This window comes from Pseudomonas sp. GW821-FHT10B02 (genome assembly GCF_059415665.1).
In genome coordinates, this window is the sequence record NZ_JBWKNR010000005.1 from 1 (window position 1) to 20,432 (window position 20,432).

Consider the following 20,432-nt stretch of genomic DNA (forward strand, 5'->3'; position numbering starts at 1 on the left):
TCGCAATGCCCCGTAACGACACCGGAAGGAGGGAACCCGAAGCGCAGCGTAGGGCCCCTGGTGGGGCGAGACCTTTGTGTTACTTTGGGGCGTTTGCCAAAGTAACCCGCCGTAAGGGCGGAAAGGTGATTCAGCGCCACCATCGCCAATGGATATGCCCACAAACCGAGGGGCCTCATCGTGGGGCAAGCCCACTCCCACCGGGCAAATCAGATTCCACTGACTAGCCAGCACCTGATCCTAGGACCTATCCTACGCAATCTGTCGGCCTCAGTAGCTTGCCCGGGGAAGGTCTTCACACTAGGCTCGCTCGGTCACTGAATGTTCAGTGATCGGGTTTGGCGACCCGGACAAGCACTCGTGTAGTTCCCAGTAAGTCGTCATGTGTCATGGCGGCTGTGCGCGGGAGGGTTTCGGCCCTGCCGGGTTTCCGAGTGTTCCGGTTCGCCAACCCGCGTACAGCTGCCACCCATTAGTTTGGCGACGAAAGCGTGGCAGCTCCTTTTACACTCGGAGTTGACCATGAAAAAGCCCGTCCCCGATCCCCCCAGCCTGCACCTCATTGAAACGCTCGAGACCGACGTCCCCTCTTGCCCGGAACATCCGCCCTTGTTCAGCGTACGCGCCGGCGTCAGTGCTGAAGATGCGCTGGTGCATGCTTCGTTTTACCTCAAGTGCGCCCGCACCACCGTTATCGAAGCCGTCCGCCATACCAACAAGGAAGGACGAGGCCTGGCCTGGTCCACCCAGCATTCGGTGGAGATGGCCATGGCGCTGCTTGATGCGTTGCTTGATGGGCTGGAAGAGCGACAGATGCCAGGTTGATCAGGCTGCTGTAGGGCGCAAAGGTGACTAAGCGCCACCACCGCCAATGGATATGCCCTCAAACCCGAGGGCATATCCCCAAAATCCCTACAGTCCCCAGTGCATCAACGCCAACACCAACAGCACCAGAAACACCGTCTCCCCCACCATCAACGCAATGGGCTTGAACCCAACCTTGGCCAGTTCCTTGAGCTGCGTCTTCATCCCCAGGGCACTGATAGCCACCACCAGACACCAGCGCGACAGATCATTGACCCCGCCCTGGACCACAGTGGGCACCCACCCCGTACTATTCAGACAGGCCAGCAGCACAAACCCCACCGCAAACCACGGCAACAGCGGCGGCCGCTGCCCGGAGGCATCATCCCCTGCCCGCCGGGTAATCATCGCCGCACAGACAATCACCGGCAGCAACATCGCCACCCGCATCAGCTTGACCACCGTGGCAATGTCCCCGGTCTCGGTGGACATGCTGTACCCCGCCCCCACCACCTGCGCCACATCATGAATAGTGGCACCAAGAAACACCCCGGCCTGCGGCGGTGACAGCTGCAACCAATCAGCAATCATCGGATAAAGAATCATCGCCAGGGTCGACAGCGCCGACACCCCGATCACCGTGAACAGCGTCGCATGCTCCTTCTGCCGGTGCGCAGGCAACGCCGCAGCCAGCGCCAACGCCGCCGACGCGCCACAGATTGCCGTCGCACCGCCCGTGAGCATACCGAACAGCCGATTGAAGCCCATGGCCTTGGCAACCACCATCGACACACCAATGGTCACCACCACAATAATGACCACCAACGCCACCGGCTTCCAGCCAAGGCTGGCAATCTGCTCCAGAGTAATACGCATGCCCAGCAGCGCCACACCGATGCGCAGCACCGTGCGCGCGGTAAATTCAATCCCGGCCTTGCAGCTGCCGTCAGCAGAGAGAAAGTTCAACGCCATGCCCAGCAACAGGGCAAACAACATCACCGGCGCATCGTAATGCTCGCTGAGAAAACTCGCCGCACCCGCCGCGATCAGGCTCACGACAAAACCTGGCGCAAGTGCTCGCACCCGGTTGTTAACGGCGGCAATTGCCATGCTGCTCATTGGCCAGACTCCTCGGACTCGATCACGATAAACAGCTGCTCGCCCTGCCACTCGACCGGGTAACTGGCGACCTTGAGCTGGGTGGAATTGAGCAGATAACCACTGGCCAGGTCGAAGCGCAGGCCATGCGCGCAACACTGGATCACCCGCCCATCCAGGCGCCCGCCACACAAAGACGCGCCCTGATGCGGGCAGCTGTCATCGATGGCATAAAACACATCGGCGACGTTGAACAGCGCCAGGCTCTTGTTATCAAAATTCAGCAGCACACGGCTGCCGCGCGCCGGCACCTTGGCCAGCGGCACGGGGTATCGGTAACTCATGCCAATGCCGCCTGGCCCAGCGCTTCACGCATGCAGCCGAGCAGCACTTCGGCCGGTTGGGCACCGCTCACCACCTGCTGCCGGTTGAAGCGAAAACACGGCACACCCTCGCCTGCGTAGTCGTCTGCGCCGATAAACGGGCTGGCGTCACCGCGCAGGCAATCGGCGACCTGCGCCGGACTCAAACCACAGGCCTGGGCGATCTGCAGCAAGGTGACCGGATCGCCCAGGTCCTTGCCCTGCTGGAAGTAAGCCGCAAACAGTTCTGCCAACAACGCCTCGACACGCTCAGGTTCGCCCAGGGCCACCGCGCGCTGCAGTAGGCGGTGGGCATCGGCGGTATTGGGCATGCGGCTGATACGGGAAAAATCGATGTTTACGCCCGCAGCCTCAGCCGCCGCACGTACCTGAGCCTGACGCTGACGCACCGCCTCTTCGCTGCCCAGACGCTTGCGGTAGAAGGCTTCGAACGGCTGGCCAGTCCTGGCCATATCCGGCAGCAGTTGCACACCCCGCCAACGCAGGTCTACCTCAACTTCAGGCTGCTCAAGGCGCAACAGCTCAAGCGCACGTTGCAAATGACGCTGGCCAATCAGGCACCAGGGGCAGATGAAGTCGAAGAACACATCGATGGATAACGTTTGTTTCACGGTTTTACCTCTTGAATCTGCCCCGCGTCAGGTGCTGGTTGCACCTTCCCCTCCAAGCGAGCCATGTCGCTGTGGTAGTGGCGCTTGGCAATAAAAAACACCGCAGCGGCGCCGATGCTGATCAGCGGCACCAACTGGAACGCGGCATGCAGGCCGATGATGTCGGAAACCCGGCCGGTAATCAGCGGCCCGGTGGCCAGGCCCAACAGGTTGTTGGACAGGGTCAGGGTGGCAAAAGCGGTGCCATGCACCGAATAGTGGGTCAGGTTGGCGACCATGGCGCTGGACGGCCCGTTGGTGCCGACGGCAATCATCATACCCAGGCAGATCAACACCAATTGCCCAGTGCCCGAGGGCAGCGCAAAGGCCACCGACAACAACAGGCAGCTGCCCAGGCAGTAGGCGATGGCCAGGCTGATCTTGCGGTCCGGACGCTGGCGGCCCAGGCGGTCGCAGAGCATCGCGCAGAGAATCGTGCCGATACCGCTGCACAGCACGATAATCGCGGCGACTACCCCGGCCTTGTCGGTGCCCATGGCGTAGTAGCGGTTCAGGTAGCTGGGCATCCACACGATTACTGTGCCGCCTACGAACAATTGCAGGCCACTGGCAACATAAGCGGCGATCACCGAGCGGCTGCTATACAAGGTGCGCAACGGCCGGCTTACCTTGCACGGTACCGTCGAGCGTGGCGGCGAGATCTTCGCCTCCTTGACCAGCAGTGGGTACAACAACGCCAGCATCAGGCCGAAAAACGCCATGCCGGCAAATGCCCAGCGCCAGCCCAGATGCTGGGCCATGACCCCGCCCAGGGCCATGCCCAGCACCGAGCCGAACATGCCACCGGCCATGAAGGCACCGGCCAGGGTTGCGCGCATGTCGCGGGGGAACACCGCGACCACCACGGCGATGCCGACGCTGCCATAGGCCGCCTCGCCAACGCCCACCAGAAAGCGGGCAATAAACATCTGCTGGTAGTTTTCCGCCAGGGCGCACCCCAGGGTGGCCAGGCTCCAGAGCACGGCCATCAGCACCAGGCTTTTGACCCGGCCAAAACGGTCGGCCAGCAGAGACAGGGGAAAAGTCAGCAGCCCGACCATCAGCGCAACGATACCGCTGAGCAGGCCGAGCTGGCTGTCACTCAGAGCCCATTCGCTCTTGAGCAGGGGGAATACCGCGTTGAGCACCTGGCGCGACATGTAGTCGGAAATCAGCAGGCCAAAGGTCAAGGCGAAGACAATCCAGGCATAACGCCGTGGAATGCCACGTGAAGTGTCGGCACCGTCATCTGCGGCGCTGGCGATATAGGCGGCCATGCTGCCTCCTCTGTTGTCTGGCGTAAGTCTTGTTGTTATCAGAAGCCTGACTAACAGCGCTTTGGGCTGGAATGGGTCGACCCGCCGTCACAGGCCGACCCTGTCCGGTCAGCCGCGCTGCGGTACACCCTTTTGGCCCGGCAGGCGGTTAGGCGCCATGCCGTTGGCTTTGAGGGTTTCTTCGATGCTGCTGTACTGCTGACCGATGCGGTAAATGGCACGGGCTTCTTTACCGTTGGCGATTTCACGACCCAGTTCATGGGCAACGCGCACGGTCTGCTTGATCTGCTCGACCGAGCCGAAGCGCTTGCCGCTGTGGTCGATGATGGTGTCTTCGTTGCCGCAGCGTGGGTGCAGGCCCATGGCCAGGGCCATGGTGTTGAACGGCAGCACGTTCTTGAGCAGCGATTCTGCGGTCAAGGTGCAGCCATCCGGCGCGCGGTGAATGAAGTTGAAGAAGTTGAACGGATTAGGGCCGTCGAAGCCGCCACCGATGCCGATCCAGGTCAGGTTCAGCGGGCCCATGTAATCGCCGCGGCGCACGATGCGCTCGAGGGTTTCCAGGGCATGCATGCCGGTCAGCTGGAAGTGCGGCTGGATGTTGCTCGCCTGCAGGCGGCGCAGGTGTTCGCAGACCCAGGCCGGGCCGGCCGGTACGGTCATTTCGCTGTAGGCGGCCTGAATCGCCGGGTTGGCCAGGGAGGTGCCTTCCAGGTACTCCGGATACAGCAGCTCCATGATGTTCATTTGCGTGGTGTTGATCGCCACGGTGACCTGGTCAGGCTTTGGCGTGAGCTCAGCGAGCATGTGGCGGGTGTCATCAGACAGCCATTTGGCCGCTTCGCCGTCGCTTTCAGGGGCGAAGGAAATCGAGCCGCCCACCTGGATGATCATTTCCGGTACCGCTTCGCGCACACCGGCAATCAGTTCATTGAACTTGGACAGGCGCTTGGAGCCTTTGCCATCGAGTTCGCGTACATGCAAGTGGAGCACAGTGGCGCCCGCTTCATAGCAGTCAACGGCCTTCTGGACCTGTTCGTCCATGGTCAGCGGAATGTCTTCTGGAAAGTCCTCTGGCATCCATTCCGGGCCGTAAGGGGCGACGGTGATTACCACCTTTTCCATGTTTTCCGGGTGCAACGAATCATCGAAGAATTGCATTCTATGGTCCTCGGTCTTGTTATTGTCTTGCTCCGCCAGATAGCGGATGGCTAATGCTTAGTAGGTCCGGTCGCCCTTGATCCCGGCGCGCTCCATCTTGCGATGGCAGGCCGGGTAGTCCATGACCGCGTAGTGTTGGGTGCTGCGGTTATCCCAGATCGCGATGCTGTTGGGCTTCCAGCGCCAGCGCACCTGGTACTCGGGCAGGTACGCCTGGCTGATCAGGTAGCGCAGCAGATCGCCGGCACCGGGGTTGGCGTCCTGGCCAAAACGTACCCGCTGCGGCGTGTGGTAGTTGGTGAAATGGGTGGTGAAGGCGTTGACGAACAGCACCTGTTCCCCGGTTTCCGGGTGGGTGCGCACCACCGGGTGTTCGGCGTCGGGGAACTGGGCTTTGAGCGCCAGGCGTTTTTCCATCGGCATCGCCGCACCAAAGCTGGCTTCGATGCTGTGCCGGGCGCGCAGGCCTTCGATCTTCTGCTTCACCTCATCCGGCAGGTTCTGGTAGGCCAGCACCATGTTTGCCCACATGGTGTCGCCACCTACCGGCGGGCACTCCACGCAGCGCAGCACACAGCCCATCGGCGGTGCTTCGCGCCAGGTGGCATCGGTGTGCCAGGCGTTCTCGTAGCGGTCGGCGGGCTGGTCCGGGCGCTTGTAGATCTGCACCAGGCCCGGGTGTTCCGGGTCGCTGCCGGCTACCGGGTGGTCTTCCAGCTCGCCGAAACGCCGGGCAAAGGCCACATGCTCGGCGCGGCTGATGTTCTGGTCGCGCAAAAACAGCACCCGGTGCTTGAGCAATTGCGCCCGGAGCTGGTCGAACAGGTCGTCATCGTGAACCGCATCCGCCAGGTTAACCCCGGACACCTCAGCGCCGATGGCGCAGGTCAATTGTTCGATGTGCATGCTACAGCCCTCTTCAGATGACGAAGATCGAAGAACCGGTGGTTTTGCGTGCTTCCAGGTCTCGGTGCGCCTGGACTGCATCCTGCAGGGCGTAGTGCTGGTTGATTTCAATCTTGATGCGGCCGCTGCTGACGTGATCGAACAGCTCACCGGCAAGGTCGGCCTTCTCCGCCGGGTCGGCGATATAGTCAGCCAGTGCCGGGCGGGTCAGGTGCAGCGAGCCTTTCATCGCCAGAATCTGCGGATCGAACGGCGGGATGGTGCCGGACGCAGTACCGACGCAAACCATCAGGCCACGGCGCTTGAGCGAGTCGAGCGAGGCCATGAAGGTGCTTTTGCCAACGCTGTCGAACACCACGTTGACGCCGACACCGTCGGTCAGCTCGCGTACGCGCTTGGCCACATCTTCATGGCTGTAGTTGATGGTGTGGGTGCAGCCATGGGCCTTGGCCACTTCGGCTTTGGCTTCGGTGGACACGGTGCCGATCACGTTGACGCCGAGCAAGCGCGCCCACTGCGAAACGATCAGGCCAACACCACCGGCAGCGGCGTGCAGCAAAATCGTGTCGCCGGCTTTGAAGTCATACAGGCGGCGCATCAGGTAGGCCGAGGTCAGGCCGCGCATGGTCATTGCCGCTGCGGTTTCAAAGGCGATGGTTTCCGGCAGCTTGATCAGCGCCGCGGCACCGATCAGACGGTCGGTGCAATAAGCGCCGAGTGTGTTGAGAAAACCGGTGTAGGTCACGCGGTCGCCGACCGCCACGTTGGTCACCCCCTCACCTACCGCAGCGACCACACCGGCCGCTTCCACGCCCATGCCGTTGGGCATCGGAATCGGGTAGGTACCGTTACGGAAATAGGTGTCGGCGTAGTTCAGGCCAACGGCAACCTGGCGCAGGCGGACTTGCCCCGGACCAGGCTCGCCGACTTCAGCGTCTTCATAGCGCAATACTTCGGGACCACCGGTTTCATAGAAGCGTACGACTTTGGCCATGCTTGTCACTCCAATCATCCATTCGGACGCGTTGCGTCTGTTTTTGTTGATTGGACTCTATGCGCAACGCCTGCGGGGTGCTTCGCATCCAGCGACAAGGTGTTTTCATTTGATGACACAGTGTGCGCCGCTGGCTGCCAGCAAGGGTTTCTCGTACGATTACCAGGCCTTTTTCACCTGCCAACGAGCACCCAATGAAGTCCCCCTCCGGTTTGCTGCTATCGGGTATTGAGCTGGATCGCGACAGTGCCACCCCGCTTTACCGCCAGCTCTACCTGCAGATTCGCAAACAGATCCTCACCGGGCGCCTGCAAGGCGGCATCCGCCTGCCGTCGACGCGCACCTTGAGCCAGGAGCTGAACCTCTCGCGCATCACCCTGCTCAATGCCTTCGATCAACTGATCGCCGAAGGCTTTCTGGTGTCGCGCACCGGTGCCGGTACCTATGTCGGTGACGAGTGGGAGCGCTCAGGCCAGGGCAGCACGCCGCCAACAGCTGCAGCGCCGCGACTGTCCGACCTCAGCCAGTCGATGCTGTCGTTGCGCAGTCATCATTTTCGCGGTGTGTCCTACTCGCACTACAGCCCCGATACGCCAACCTCCTTTCTGCCCAGCCACGGCGCATTCGAAGCCTTTCCCCAGCTTGTCTGGAAGCGTCTGATCAGCCGTCATGTGCAAAAACCGAGCAAGGCGATGCTCGGCTATGGCGAGTTGCAGGGCCTGGAGGATCTGCGTCGGGCCATCGCCGACTATGTGTTCGATGCCCGCGGCATCGACTGCAGTGCCGACCAGGTGGTGATCGTTTCCGGCGCCCAGCAAGCCTTCAACCTGCTGGCCATGCTGCTGCTCAACCCCGACGACCCGGTATGGATGGAAGATCCCGGCCATATCGCCGCACGCATCGCCTTCCAGGCCCACGGCTGCCAGGTCGTACCGGTGCGTATCGACGACCAGGGCATCGATGTCCAGCAAGGCATCGCCGACAGCCCCGACGCCCGCCTGGTGTTCACCACCCCCTCGCGTCAGCACCCGCTGGGCGTCACCCTGAGCCACGGCCGACGCCTGGAGCTGATCGAATGGGCCGCGGCCAACCAGCGCTGGGTCATTGAAGACGATTGCGACAGCGAACTGCGCTACAGCGGGCGGCAATTGCCGGCGCTGTATGCCATGGACCAGAGCGATCGGGTGATCTACGTCGGCACCTTCAGCAAAGTGCTGTTCCCGTCGCTGCGCCTGGGCTATGTGATTCTGCCGCAGGCCTTGGTCGAGCCGTTCTGCACTATTCGTGCGGTGATGGACCGCAGTCCGCCCACCCTGTTGCAGGCAGTCACCGCTGACTTCATGGCGGAAGGTCATTTCATCGGGCATATCCGGCGCATGCGTGCGCTTTACCAGGCCCGTCAGCTGTGCCTGCTGGAAGTACTTGAACGCCGGCTCGGGCACTTCTTCACCATCGCACCGGTTGAAGCCGGCATGCACCTGATTGCCTGGCTGCCGCAGCACCTGGACGACCAGGAAATCGCCCGCCAACTGGCCCAGCACGGCGTCCACACCTATGCCTTGAGTGACTACTGCCTGCAGCGCTACCTGCCCCCTGCCCTGTTGATCGGCTTTGCCGGCACCGCGCAGGAGCTGGCCGAAGCCAAGGTCGAGGCCCTGGTGCAGGCGCTCAAGGCCATGAGGCAGCCGGTATAGCCGTCGGCCAGTGGTCTTATCATTTGCTTCGTAATGGATCTATCGAGCGTTCCCCAGCGGCGCGATAAAGAACGCGCCGGTAGAACCGGTGCCCGCACCAGGAACGACTCGAATGAATGCTATCCAAGAACGCTTCACCCGGTTGCTCGATAACAAGACTAAAGGCGCTGCAGCGCCGGTGCTGTTGACCCGCGAACTGGCCACCCGCCTGATCGAACGCATTGATCAGGTGCGTTTGTTTGCCCATGCCTATCCGTTACTGACCAACCTCACCCACGGGCGCCTGACGCCCTTCGACCTGCTCGACTTTGCCTATCGCCATGAGCTCAAGGGTTTGAGCCTGCACATGCTCGACGGCGAGCACAACAGCCTCTCGCAGATGAATGCCGGGCAATTGCGCGCCTTCGCCGACAAGGCCCGCCAGCTCGAACTTGAAGTACACCTTGAAATCAGCAGCACACTAAAGCCGGACGTTGATGCGGTGATCGCCGTGGCCAATGCCATCGGCACCCGCAATATCCGTGTGTACTCGCGCTACGAAGGCACGCTGTCGCAGGTCATGGACACCATCGCCGGCGACCTGCACTACCTCGGCCAGCAAGCTGACCTGCACAACCTGAACTTCGACTTCGAGCAGCATGAAGAGCTCAAGAGCGACGAAATCGCCCGGTTGCTCAAGCAGGCCAATCATCCGCGTCTGCATGCGCTGTTCGACTTCGGCAACATGATCAACGCTTGCGAGCAACCGCTGGAGGCCTTGGCAAACCTGGCCCCGCACATTCGCCAGGTACACCTCAAAGGCGTGCGGGTCGTCCCGGAGGCACAGGGCTTCGGCCATTACGGAGTACTCCAGGGCAGCGCCGAAGACGACCTGCCCAGCCCGCGCATGGTGTACGAGCTGTTGATGCTCGGCGAACAGCGTCCGCAGGTGATCGCCTTCATCCTTGAACAGGAAAACCACTACATCGCCCCGGCGTTCCGGCAATCCAACGAGCCTGCCGACCCCTTTATCGCCTACCGCGAAATGAGCGACACACCGCTGCCCGCAGGCTTCACCCTTGAACAGATGCTGGCCGGCGAACAGCGCTGGGCGAACAACCAGGTCAGCTACATCAAAGGCCTGCTCGCCGAGCTGCGCACCCTGGCCGAACTGAGCCTGGCCACCAGCGCCTGACACCGCGACCCCACTACGCCTGGAGAATAACAATGACTGCGCAAGACAAGGCCAAATGGTTCAAATTCCTGATCCTGATCCTCGGTGGCGGCACCATCTACAAGCTGGCCAACCTCAAGGACGCGTTCTACGTACCGATGCAGACGTTCATGGGCCTGTCCCATACCGAGATCGGTTTGCTGCTCAGTGCCAACGCCATCATCGCTACCGGCCTGTTCGTGGTCGGCGGCCTGCTTGCCGACCGTTTCGACACCCGTAAACTGATTCCTGTCGGCCTGCTTGGCACGGGCGCGCTGGGCCTGTATCTGGCGACTTTCCCGCCGTTCAGCAGCCTGATGATCGTCTTTTGCCTGCTGGCGGTGTGTGCCGACTGCATCTACTGGCCGGCGCTGCTCAAGGCCATTCGCGGGCTGGGCAATGACAAGGAACAGGGGCGCCTGTTCGGCCTGCTCGAAGGCGGTCGCGGGGTGGTCGACACCCTGGTGGCGTTCTCGGCGCTCGGCGTATTCATTGTCATGGGCGCTGCTGAAGCGGGCCTGAAAGCCGCCATCGTGTTCTATTCGCTCATCGACATCGCCGCAGGCGTGCTGACCTGGTTCCTGCTCAAGGGCAACCACAGCGCACCGATCATTGGCCCGAAGAAAAACCCGCTGTCCAACCTGATGGAAGCGATCAAAGTCCCGGCGATCTGGGTGGTCAGCTGCAACGTGTTCATGGTCTACATCGTTTACTGCGGCCTGACCTACTTCATTCCCTACCTCAAGGAAGTCTATGGCTTGCCGGTCGCGCTGGTCGGTGCCTACGGCATCATCAACCAGTACATGCTGAAGATCCTTGGCGGTCCGGCCGGTGGCTTCATTGCCGACAAACAGTTCAAGAGCCCCAGCCGTTACCTGAAATGGGCATTCCTGGCACTGCTGCCGTTGATGGTGATCATCCTCATGGTGCCCAAGAGCCCGGGTTACATCTATGCAGGCATGGCCGCGACGTTGTCCTTCGCCTTTATCGTGTTCTCGATGCGCGGGGTGTTCTGGGCGCCTATGGGTGAAGTGGGGATTGCTCCGCACATTACGGGCTCAGCCTTCGGTATTGGCTGCCTGATCGGCTATGCACCGGGCATGTTTGCCTATGTGGGCTACGGCGCCATTCTTGACCACTTCCCAGGGCAGCAGGGTTACAACTATGTGTTCATGGCGATGATGGGGCTGGCGGTGATTGGCTTTGTGGTGGCCAGCCTGATGCACCGGTTGGTGCGCAGTAATGCTCAGGTTGCCGGGGTGCAAGCGCAAACAGCGACATAAACAATCGCACTGTGGGAGCTGGCATTGCCAGCGATGCAGACGGCGCGAATTAGCTGACACCGCGTCGATACCATCGCCGGCAAGGCCGGCTCCCACATCATCAAGTGATCCCCATCACATCTCCACCTGCGTCCCCAGCTCGATCACCCGGTTGAGCGGCAGATTGAAGTACTTCAGGTTACTGTTTGCGTTCTTCAGCAAGAACGCAAACAGTCCCTCACGCCAACGCGCCATGCCAATGCGTTTGGTCGGGATCACCGTCTCGCGGCTGAGGAAATAGGTCGTGCCCATCGGGCTGAAGTCCAGCGCCGGTACATGGCACAGCTGCAATGCAGCCGGCACATCGGGCTCTTCGATAAAGCCGAAGTTGAGATTCACCCGATAAAAACCATCACCAAAGTCCTGCACTTCAAAGCGCTCAGCCACCGGCACCCGCGGACGATCCTGGGACACCACAGTCAATAACACCACCCGTTCATGCAGCACCTGGTTATGCAGCAGGTTGTGCAGCAACGCATGCGGCACGGCGTCGGCACGGGCAGTGAGGAACACCGCTGTGCCCTGCACCCGATGCGGCGGCTGCGAGCGGATGCTGCTGATGAACAACGGCAGCGGCAAGGCCGATTCATCCAGGCGCTCGACAATGATCTTGCGTCCGCGCTTCCAGGTGGTCATGAGGATGAACAGCGCAATACCGGCGATCACCGGGAACGCCCCGCCCTGGAAGATTTTCGGCGCGTTGGCGGCAAAGTACAGGCTGTCGACCAGCAGGAAACCCAGCAACAGCGGCACTGCCAGCCAGCGCGGGGTCTTCCACAACAGCAGCACCACTGCCGCCGAGAGCAATGTCGTGATCAGCATGGTGCCCGTCACCGCCACCCCGTAAGCCGCCGCCAGGGCACCGGAGGATTCGAAGCCGATCACCAGCAGCACCACACCGACCATCAACGCCCAATTCACCGTGCCGATGTAGACCTGCCCTTGTTCCTGGCTAGAGGTGTGCTGGATGAACATGCGCGGCACATAGCCGAGCTGGATGGCCTGGCGGGTCAGCGAGAAGGCGCCGGAAATCACGGCCTGGGAGGCAATGATGGTCGCCAGCGTGGCCAGCCCGACCATCGGCAGCAACGCCCAGTTCGGCGCCAGCAGATAAAACGGGTTACGTACCGCCTCGGGGTTGCCGAGGATCAGTGCGCCCTGGCCGAAGTAGTTCAGCACCAGGCCTGGCAGCACCAGCAGAATCCAGGCGCGGGCAATCGGTTTGCGGCCAAAGTGGCCCATGTCGGCATACAGCGCTTCGGCACCGGTCAGGGCCAGCACCACGGCGCCCAGAATCGCCACCCCGATACCCGGGTGCACCACGAAGAACTGCACCGCCCAGGCTGGATTCATAGCCAGCAGCACTTCCGGGCGCTGGACGATGCCGTACACACCCAGTGCGCCCAGCACGCTGAACCACAGGACCATGACCGGCCCGAACAGGATGCCGATGCGTGCGGTCCCGTGTTTCTGGATCAGGAACAGGGCCACCAGCACCACCACGGCGATCGGCACCACCCAATGCCCGATGCCATCAAACGCCAGTTGCAGGCCCTCCACTGCCGACAGCACCGATATTGCCGGGGTGATCATGCTGTCGCCGTAGAACAGCGCCGCGCCAAACAAGCCGAGCAACACCAGCACCCGGCTCAAACGCGGATAGGGTGCCGCCGCGCGCCGCGCCAAAGCGGTCAACGCCATGATGCCGCCCTCGCCCTGGTTGTCGGCACGCAGCACGAACAGTACGTATTTGATCGTCACCACCCAGATCAGCGACCAGAACACCAGCGACAGAATGCCCAGCACGCCGTCATGGTTGGCCTGCACGCCGTAATGACCGGCGAAGACTTCTTTGAGGGTGTACAGCGGGCTGGTGCCGATGTCGCCATAAACCACGCCGACGGCAGCGATGAGCAGGCTGATTGATGAGTTTTTTACGGGGGAATGGACGGTTGCGGAGGATGCGGCTTGGCTCACGGTAGGACGTCTCGGAACGTAGGGTCTGGAAACGCTGCCAGTATCCCTTTATGCGTAACGAGCCTTCGTAAAGAGTCCGTAATTTTTTTAACAATTAACTTTGTATCGCGGGGCAAGTCGAGTCGTCGCACCGCCGCTCCCACAGTGGTTGTCTGTGGGAGCGGGCTTGCCCCGCGCTTGAATTAGCCCAGCAACGCGCTCAAATCAAGCCCTTGGGCGCTGAGCGGTGGGCACCAGTAGTAACCACCGGTAAGCGGCCGGCTGAACCGGTACAAAGCGTCTACCACACCGTCTTCCAGGCCGCTCATGCGCCGCAGTTGCACTTCAAAGGCATCGAACGAGTGACCGAAGGCCAGAAACGCCAGGCCCGCACCGCGCTCATCGGCCCACGGCATCGAACGACGCACGATAAACGCCTCGGGCTCGAAGCTCTCCTGGGCCGTGCGTTTGACGTGAGCCGACTCCGGCGCGTCATCCAGTTCTTCGTTGTCAGCCTTGCGCCGGCCAATGATGTCGTCCTGCTCTTCCTGAGGCAGCGCCTTGAAGCAGTCCAGGTCGTGGCGCCACAGCTGGAAGGCGGCAAAGCTCGAACCGCTCAGGCCAGGGACGTCAGTGGCCAGGATAGCAGCGTCGACTGCGGCGTCTTCCACCGGGTTTTCCGTGCCGTCTTCATAACCGGTCAGGTCGAAGCCGGTTTTGTGGCGGAAGGCATCGGTGGCTTCAACCAGGGTAAAGGCCGGTGCCAGCAGTTTTTCCAGGGCCTGGCTGAGCAACCACAGGTCGCCGCGGTCGTCGCCGCGCAACCACAGCCACAAGTCGTGCTGGGTGCACGGGTTGTCCACCGCAGCCGTCAGCTGCGGAAACGCACGCAAACCCTCGATGCTACGACCCAGCGCTTGCACCAGCGGCGCACCGAACCCGGCCACCACGCGGCTGCCATCGACCTGCTGTTGCAATACGTCAAGCACACCAGGCAGCGCGGCCGGCGTGTGCAAGGTGAAGAACAGGTGACGGGCTTGTGCTGGAATCGGGGCGGCGAGAACGCCTGGCTGGAATTGCATTGGTGATCGGATCCTTAAGTAAAGCGTGAATGCTACTGCCTGGCGCCTGGGTCCACAAGGATCAGCGGGGAGCGGACTACACGGCTCAGAATCCTCGCCTACACTGCCGTTCATCCCTTTTTTGTGAGCCTCCGACATGACTGCATCGCCACTGCTCAGTGCTTTTCTGCCGATTGCCTTGGGCTTCATCATGCTGGGACTGGGCCTGACCCTGACCCTGGCCGATTTCGCCCGCGTGGTGAAATTCCCCAAACCGGTACTGATCGGCCTGGCCTGCCAGATTCTGCTCCTGCCTTTCATCTGCTTTCTGATCGCCAAAGGTTTCGGCCTGGCTCCCGCGTTGGCAGTAGGCCTGATGCTGCTGGCGGCCTCCCCTGGCGGCACCACGGCCAACCTGTTCAGTCACCTGGCCCATGGTGATGTGGCCTTGAACGTGACCCTGACTGCGGTCAACTCGCTGATTGCGATCCTGACCATGCCGCTGCTGGTAAACCTGTCGCTGGCCTACTTCATGACCGCCGACCAGGCCATTCCCCTGCAATTTGCCAAGGTGCTGCAGGTGTTCGCCATTGTCCTGGTGCCGGTGGCCATCGGCATGCTGATCCGCCGCCTGGCACCGGGGTTTGCCGCGCGCATGGAGCGGCCGATGAAGATCATTGCCGCGCTGTTTCTGGTGTTCACCATCGTCCTGGCGATGGTCAAGGACTGGCAGACGGTCGTTGACTACGCCCCGGTGGTGGGTGGTGCGGCACTGTTGTTCAACCTGCTGAGCCTGGGCATCGGCTACTGGCTACCGCGCTTGCTGCAGATCCCCAAACGCCAGGCGATTGCCATCGGCATGGAGATCGGCATCCACAACGGCACCCTGGCCATTGCCCTGGCACTTGCGCCGAGCTTGCTGAACAACTCGACCATGGCGATTCCGGCGGCTATTTACAGTTTGATCATGTTCTTCACGGCAGCGGGGTTTGGCTGGTGGGTGAGTCGCGGGCATGACACCGTCCCGGTAGGAGCGGGCTTACCCCGCGAGCACCTGTAGGATCAACCATCGTGCAATGCATCAAGTAGCGCCACAACCTGCCCCAAACGAGTGTCCGCCATGAGCGAATTCATCTACTGCCATCCCAGCCACAACCGCGCAACCGACTACCGCCACATTCGCGTCACCCCCAGCACCGGGGCCCTCGGCGCCGACGTCGAGGACCTCGACCTGAACCGCCTGGACGCCACCGGCTTCGCCGAATTGCGCCAGGCGCTGCTTGCGCACAAGGTGCTGTTCATCCGCGAGCAGAACCTCAGCATCGCGGACCTCGAGCGGGTCACCCTGCAGTTTGGCGAGTTCGGCCGCGAGCCCTACGTGACCACCATGGCGGACCATCCACACGTGGTGCACGTGGTCAAGGAAGCCGACGAGAAAGCGCCCTTCGTGTTCGGCGGCGCCTGGCACAGCGACTGGACTTTCCAGGAACGCCCGCCGGCCTTCACCCTGCTCTACGGCCACGACATCCCGCCTTACGGTGGCGATACCTGCTACGCCAACCTGGCGCTGGCCTATGAATGGCTGTCACCGGGCATGCAGGCGCTGCTGGACAACCTCGATGCGCTGCACAGCCCTGAGCGGGCCTACGGGGTCGGCGCCAACCACAATGCTTTGCTGGAAAACATGGCAATCCACTATGGCCGCGATACCTCACAGGACCTGCGCAGCCACCCACTGGTGACCCGCCATCCGGAAACCGGCAAGAAGGTGCTGTTCATCAACCCCGCCTACACCACAGGTATCCAGGGATTGCGCACGGAAGAAGCCAAGCCGCTGCTCGACTACCTGTTCAACCTGGCCACCGCACCAGCCTTCACCTGCCGCATGCGCTGGCGCCAGGGAACCCTGGCCATCTGGGACAACCGCAGCACCTGGCACCTGCCGATCGCCGACTACCACGGCATGCGCCGCGAGATGTTCCGTACGACGGTTGTCGGTGAGGTACCCAGTCGGTGAAGTAGAAAACCTGTAGGAGCGGGCCTTGCCCCGCGATCTGCCGCAAAGCGGCAGTAAACCCGAGCGACGCGGTGAATCATAAGTATCGCGAACTCAGGATTTGCGGCCGCTACGCGCCCGATCGCGGGACAAGGCCCGCTCCCACCGGGTGGCTCGGCTAGAGGCTTTGCAATGCATCTTCCAGCGCGCCGATGGCTGCTTCGACCTCGGCCACAGCGTGCTCGAGTTGCGCAAACGAAACCTGAGGGTCCAGGCAAGCGGCTTCCAGTTGCCGACAGCGTTCAACCAGTTGCTCGCCCTTGACCACCCGCGCCGCGCCCTTGATTCGATGCGCCAGGTGGGTGAGCTTGTCGGTGTCCCCTGCTTGCAGCAATGCCTTCAACGCCTGGCAGTCTTTGCGGTTGTTGTTGATCAGCTCGTTGAGTATCTGGTGAAACTTCACCGGCTCACTACTGATCAGCAACTCCAGAGGGCCCAGGTCGACCAGGCGCAATACTTCAGGGGCCGGTATCAACGGCTCTGACGACAAATGGACAAGCTCTGGAGTGTCCGTCTCATACCCCGGCTGAAGGGCCAGCAGACGGGCGTCCAGCTCATCCAGACCAATGGGTTTGATCAGACAATCGATCATCCCGGCCTGGATGCACAGGTCGATCTCTTCCGGTTGCGCGTCGGCGGTCAGGCCGATGATCACCGTCGCTTCCAGCCCCTGTTCCTGTTCGGTCTTACGGATCGCCCGGGTGAGGTCGACGCCATTCATCACCGGCATATGGCAGTCGGTAATAATGATATCGAAGGGTTGCTCGCTCCAGCGCTCGTACGCCACCTGGCCATTTTCCGCCTCACAGACTTCATGGCCAAGAAAGCTCAATTGCTCACGCAACACCTGGCGATTGATCCGGTGGTCATCCACCACCAACACTTGCAGTTGGTACCTCGGCTGGGCCTGGATCAACGCAGGCACCTGGCGCACATCAATGTGTTCAAGCACTTGCAGGCGCATTTCAACATCTATCCGGGTACCACGCCCCAGGGTACTGGTCAGGGTCACCCTGCCGCCCATCATTTCGCACAGCGAGCGGCAGATCACCAGGCCGAGGCCCGTACCTTCGGTTTGCTGCACATTGCGCTGGGCCTGGACGAAAGGTCTGAACAGGCGTTGCTGATCGCCAGAACTGATGCCAACGCCTGTGTCTTCGACGCTGAGGTTGACATTGAGCAGGCTGTCGTTGACCAAAAGACCGGAAATGCTGATCTTGATCGAACCCTCTTCTGTGAACTTGATGGCATTGCTGACCAGATTGGAAAGGATCTGCTTGAAACGCAGAGCATCGATCAACACATCACAGTTAATGCTCGAGTCGATGTCGAGGATCAGGCTCAAACGTTTCTGTCGGGCCAGTCCTTCGAACACCCTGGCCACCGATTCGACCAACTCGCGCAGGTTGGCACGTTTGGGCGACAGGCTCAGGCGTCCGGACTCGATGCGCGCGATATCGAGGATGTCGCCGATCAGCTCCAGCAGGCTTTTTGCCGAGGTATGGGCGATTTCAATGCTGGCGCGGTCGATCGGTTTGCTATCGGCACGCTTGAGTGCGAGTTCAAGGATGCCGATGACGGCATTCATAGGCGTACGAATTTCATGACTCATGGTCGCCAGGAAGCTGGTCTTGGCGCGGCTGGCGTCGTCGGCCAGGTTCTTCGCTTCCTGTAGCTGCTCAATCAACTGGCGGTGTTCGGTGATATCCAGCCAACCGCAGATGACGCCCTTGGTGACGCCTTGCGAATCCTGGAACGGCTGCACCCAGTGGTTGATCCACACTTCCCGGCCTTGCAACTGAATGGCATGCACCGACTCGATCGTCTGACCGTCGCGCATGGCCTGCAGGTAGTTGCGATGAAAGTCCGGCAGGCTCTCGAAATTCTCCTTGGGTAACTGGCGCACCGTTTTGTTCAGCACCTGCTCGGCGCTCAGGCCGACGCTTTTCAGGTAGCTGCGGTTGCACGACAGCATGCGCCCTTTGAGGTCACGCACATACAGTGGTGGCGGCATGCAGTCGGTGAGTGTTTCGACAAACTGCAGTTGATCGTTGAGCATGCGTTCGGCCTTGAGCCGCGCCTTGATCTGCCGACGCAGATAAACCACCCAGACCAGCGACAGCAGCAGCAACAACGCGGCACCGGCGATAATTTCAACGATCACCCGCTGGTAATTTATCCAGGTCTGGCCGCTCATACCGGGTGGCGAGCGCCAGCGGTTGGAGATCGCATTGAGCTCATCCGGGGCAATGCTCTGCAGGACCTTGTCAATGATCGATTGCAGTTCAACATCGCTGCGACGCATCGCAAAGTTCGTCGTGGACGGCCCGACATCAAGCACCCGGTTGATCACCAATTGGTCGCGAAACAAGCGTTCAATGTAATAACGCGCTGCCGGCAACGCCACCATGGCGGCATCGGCGTCGCCCTTGTAGAGCATGTTCATCGTATCCAGCGTGGTGCCGGCTTCTATCACCGCTGCTTCGGGGTAGCGCTTGCGTAGCTGTTGCATAGCCACATGCCCGGAGGGAATCGCCACCCGCTTGTCGATCAGACTCTCCAGCTTGCCTTGCTGCTCCCGGCTGCTGAGCAACACAAAGGGGCTATCGATCAGTGACCTGGAAAAGCGCAGGTATGCCTCACGCTCGGGACTGGCGGTCATCAAGGCCAGATCAGCCTCGTTTTTATGCAGCGTCTCGATCATTTGCGGGTAACCGCCGCTACGCAGAACGATCTCGAAATGCAGGCCCGTACTGAGGGTTATCACTTCGAGCAGGTCAGCGATGCCGCCGGAAAAAACCCCGTTCGAGTCGAAGTAGGCACCCGGTGCCATGTCGTCATTGATCACCAGTCGCGCTACCGGGTTGCGCTGGATCCAGCGCAACTGCTCTACGGTGAGGTCTACGGGTTCTTCACTGGGGATGAAGCTGTTGCCGACCCAGCGCTTGGCCAGGTTGCGCAACTGATCGTCGCCGATAGCCTCGATAGCAACATTGATGAGCCGCTGCAAACGTGTGTTATCCGTGCGCAACGCATAACTGTAGCCGCCTACCGCCAGGTCACTGAAACGCTCAAAGCGCAAGTAGCCATAGAACGCACGATTGATGCGGTAGTAGGCGCTGTAGAGATCGTCCAGATAAACGTCGGCTTGACCGAAGGCGGCTGCGGCAATCGCCTTGTCATGGTCGGCATACACCCGTAGGTCGGCCCTGGGATAGCGTTGTTTCAACTCGGCACTGTGTTCATTGGTGATCGCTACACGCAAACCGGTAAGGTTCACCGATGAATGCCGTGGTTCGGCGCTGCGCTTGAACAGGGCCAGGCGGTCCCGGGCGTAGGGCTTGCTGAGCAGCAGATCCTCGCGCGGCGCAAGGCTACCGTGGCGGCTGATGACGTCGACGCGTCCCTCTTGCAAGGCCCTCTCGGCATCGTCTTCGTTGACAAAAGAAACGATTTTTACTTTCAAGCCCAGTAACTGCGCGACCAGAGCGGTTGCATCGGCGCTGATACCCTCGTACTGGTGGTCTTGGGCATTGACCGAATACGGCGCTGACTCGCTGGACGACACGCCAACCCTGAGCTCGGCCTTGTGCCGCAGCCAATGCCAGTCTTCGGTGGAAATTTCAATATCGTGGCGATCGATACGCAGCTGGCTGGACAGCACCTGCGGGGCCAGGGGCAACGATGCAGCCACAACCGCAGCGCTACTGGAAAGCAGGCAGATGAACAGGCAGAAAGAACGTAAATACATGCGAGATCAGAGACCGTAAGAGCCGGTGGAGTACGGGAGCCAGTGGGTTGAAGACAGTTCATCCAGAAACACGGCGAGATGCTGGATAGCCGTCTTGGCTGGTGCAATGATAAATCAAAGCCGTTGC

Annotated in this window: 16 protein-coding genes; 6 read left to right on the forward strand and 10 right to left on the reverse strand. The window is 61.1% G+C overall.

Annotated features, from left to right (window positions below):
• Positions 1–522: 522 nt before the first annotated feature.
• Positions 523–825: a DUF6124 family protein gene (locus AC07OF_RS09545; RefSeq protein ID WP_461531715.1), complete on the forward strand. Its 303-nt coding sequence runs from the start codon at positions 523–525 to the stop codon at positions 823–825.
• A gap of 87 nt (positions 826–912) precedes the next feature.
• On the opposite strand, the gene AC07OF_RS09550 is transcribed toward AC07OF_RS09545, so the two are convergent.
• The 7 genes from AC07OF_RS09550 to AC07OF_RS09580 all read right to left on the reverse strand — a co-directional run bounded on the left by AC07OF_RS09550 (position 913) and on the right by AC07OF_RS09580 (position 7,273).
• Positions 913–1,923 (reverse strand): YeiH family protein, encoded by a 1,011-nt coding sequence (locus AC07OF_RS09550; protein ID WP_157192640.1) that lies wholly within the window; start codon positions 1,921–1,923, stop codon positions 913–915.
• A complete protein-coding gene (locus AC07OF_RS09555; protein ID WP_038611034.1) occupies positions 1,920–2,246 on the reverse strand; it encodes a Rieske (2Fe-2S) protein in 327 nt (108 codons plus the stop codon). Before AC07OF_RS09555 ends, AC07OF_RS09550 begins: the two co-directional genes overlap by 4 nt.
• Positions 2,243–2,896 (reverse strand): DsbA family oxidoreductase, encoded by a 654-nt coding sequence (locus tag AC07OF_RS09560; protein WP_157192641.1) that lies wholly within the window; start codon positions 2,894–2,896, stop codon positions 2,243–2,245. The genes AC07OF_RS09555 and AC07OF_RS09560 overlap by 4 nt, the downstream gene beginning before the upstream one ends.
• On the reverse strand, positions 2,893–4,212 hold the full coding sequence (locus tag AC07OF_RS09565) for an MFS transporter (protein WP_476447053.1): 1,320 nt from the start codon (positions 4,210–4,212) through the stop codon (positions 2,893–2,895). The genes AC07OF_RS09560 and AC07OF_RS09565 overlap by 4 nt, the downstream gene beginning before the upstream one ends.
• Positions 4,213–4,320: 108 nt before the next feature.
• The gene (locus AC07OF_RS09570; RefSeq protein ID WP_038611040.1) at positions 4,321–5,373 is read right to left on the reverse strand and encodes a beta-keto acid cleavage family enzyme; all 1,053 of its coding nucleotides are present in this window, start codon (positions 5,371–5,373) and stop codon (positions 4,321–4,323) included.
• Positions 5,374–5,430: 57 nt separating this feature from the next.
• Complete coding sequence (locus AC07OF_RS09575) at positions 5,431–6,279, reverse strand: TauD/TfdA dioxygenase family protein (protein ID WP_157192643.1); 849 nt, start codon at positions 6,277–6,279, stop codon at positions 5,431–5,433.
• Between the two features lie 13 nt (positions 6,280–6,292).
• The gene (locus AC07OF_RS09580; protein WP_157192644.1) at positions 6,293–7,273 is read right to left on the reverse strand and encodes a quinone oxidoreductase family protein; all 981 of its coding nucleotides are present in this window, start codon (positions 7,271–7,273) and stop codon (positions 6,293–6,295) included.
• Between the two features lie 194 nt (positions 7,274–7,467).
• Here AC07OF_RS09580 and pdxR point away from each other — a divergent pair, with 194 nt between their 5' ends.
• The 3 genes from pdxR (at position 7,468) to AC07OF_RS09595 (ending at position 11,442) form a co-directional block, all read left to right on the forward strand.
• Positions 7,468–8,967: a MocR-like pyridoxine biosynthesis transcription factor PdxR gene (pdxR, locus tag AC07OF_RS09585; protein WP_495072786.1), complete on the forward strand. Its 1,500-nt coding sequence runs from the start codon at positions 7,468–7,470 to the stop codon at positions 8,965–8,967.
• Positions 8,968–9,079: 112 nt separating this feature from the next.
• A complete protein-coding gene (locus tag AC07OF_RS09590) occupies positions 9,080–10,141 on the forward strand; it encodes a sugar phosphate isomerase/epimerase family protein (RefSeq protein ID WP_495072787.1) in 1,062 nt (353 codons plus the stop codon).
• Between the two features lie 32 nt (positions 10,142–10,173).
• Positions 10,174–11,442 (forward strand): MFS transporter, encoded by a 1,269-nt coding sequence (locus AC07OF_RS09595; protein ID WP_495072788.1) that lies wholly within the window; start codon positions 10,174–10,176, stop codon positions 11,440–11,442.
• Between the two features lie 114 nt (positions 11,443–11,556).
• On the opposite strand, the gene AC07OF_RS09600 is transcribed toward AC07OF_RS09595, so the two are convergent.
• Entirely contained in the window at positions 11,557–13,458 is a 1,902-nt protein-coding gene (locus tag AC07OF_RS09600; protein ID WP_157192648.1) for a potassium transporter Kup, read from the reverse strand.
• A 182-nt stretch (positions 13,459–13,640) separates the two neighbouring features.
• On the reverse strand, positions 13,641–14,519 hold the full coding sequence (locus AC07OF_RS09605) for a Dyp-type peroxidase (protein ID WP_157192649.1): 879 nt from the start codon (positions 14,517–14,519) through the stop codon (positions 13,641–13,643).
• Positions 14,520–14,655: 136 nt separating this feature from the next.
• On the opposite strand from AC07OF_RS09605, the gene AC07OF_RS09610 reads away from it, so the two are divergent.
• Positions 14,656–15,558: a bile acid:sodium symporter family protein gene (locus AC07OF_RS09610; RefSeq protein ID WP_495072789.1), complete on the forward strand. Its 903-nt coding sequence runs from the start codon at positions 14,656–14,658 to the stop codon at positions 15,556–15,558.
• A 60-nt stretch (positions 15,559–15,618) separates the two neighbouring features.
• Positions 15,619–16,515, forward strand: coding sequence for a TauD/TfdA dioxygenase family protein (locus AC07OF_RS09615; RefSeq protein ID WP_495072790.1), 897 nt, complete (start codon positions 15,619–15,621; stop codon positions 16,513–16,515).
• A gap of 157 nt (positions 16,516–16,672) precedes the next feature.
• Here the strand turns inward: AC07OF_RS09615 and AC07OF_RS09620 are convergent, their stop codons facing one another.
• A complete protein-coding gene (locus tag AC07OF_RS09620; RefSeq protein WP_495072791.1) occupies positions 16,673–20,305 on the reverse strand; it encodes a transporter substrate-binding domain-containing protein in 3,633 nt (1,210 codons plus the stop codon).
• Between the last annotated feature and the right edge of the window lie 127 nt (positions 20,306–20,432).

What these genes read in the sequence shown, in the direction of transcription:
- AC07OF_RS09575 (WP_157192643.1), bottom strand. Translation starts at nt 6,279, where the DNA reads ATGCACATCGAACAATTGACCTGCGCCATCGGCGCTGAGGTGTCCGGG.
- AC07OF_RS09605 (WP_157192649.1), bottom strand. Translation starts at nt 14,519, where the DNA reads ATGCAATTCCAGCCAGGCGTTCTCGCCGCCCCGATTCCAGCACAAGCC.
- AC07OF_RS09545 (WP_461531715.1), top strand. Translation starts at nt 523, where the DNA reads ATGAAAAAGCCCGTCCCCGATCCCCCCAGCCTGCACCTCATTGAAACG.
- AC07OF_RS09615 (WP_495072790.1), top strand. Translation starts at nt 15,619, where the DNA reads ATGAGCGAATTCATCTACTGCCATCCCAGCCACAACCGCGCAACCGAC.
- AC07OF_RS09620 (WP_495072791.1), bottom strand. Translation starts at nt 20,305, where the DNA reads ATGTATTTACGTTCTTTCTGCCTGTTCATCTGCCTGCTTTCCAGTAGC.
- AC07OF_RS09610 (WP_495072789.1), top strand. Translation starts at nt 14,656, where the DNA reads ATGACTGCATCGCCACTGCTCAGTGCTTTTCTGCCGATTGCCTTGGGC.
- AC07OF_RS09580 (WP_157192644.1), bottom strand. Translation starts at nt 7,273, where the DNA reads ATGGCCAAAGTCGTACGCTTCTATGAAACCGGTGGTCCCGAAGTATTG.
- pdxR (WP_495072786.1), top strand. Translation starts at nt 7,468, where the DNA reads ATGAAGTCCCCCTCCGGTTTGCTGCTATCGGGTATTGAGCTGGATCGC.
- AC07OF_RS09595 (WP_495072788.1), top strand. Translation starts at nt 10,174, where the DNA reads ATGACTGCGCAAGACAAGGCCAAATGGTTCAAATTCCTGATCCTGATC.
- AC07OF_RS09570 (WP_038611040.1), bottom strand. Translation starts at nt 5,373, where the DNA reads ATGCAATTCTTCGATGATTCGTTGCACCCGGAAAACATGGAAAAGGTG.
- AC07OF_RS09565 (WP_476447053.1), bottom strand. Translation starts at nt 4,212, where the DNA reads ATGGCCGCCTATATCGCCAGCGCCGCAGATGACGGTGCCGACACTTCA.
- AC07OF_RS09550 (WP_157192640.1), bottom strand. Translation starts at nt 1,923, where the DNA reads ATGAGCAGCATGGCAATTGCCGCCGTTAACAACCGGGTGCGAGCACTT.
- AC07OF_RS09590 (WP_495072787.1), top strand. Translation starts at nt 9,080, where the DNA reads ATGAATGCTATCCAAGAACGCTTCACCCGGTTGCTCGATAACAAGACT.
- AC07OF_RS09555 (WP_038611034.1), bottom strand. Translation starts at nt 2,246, where the DNA reads ATGAGTTACCGATACCCCGTGCCGCTGGCCAAGGTGCCGGCGCGCGGC.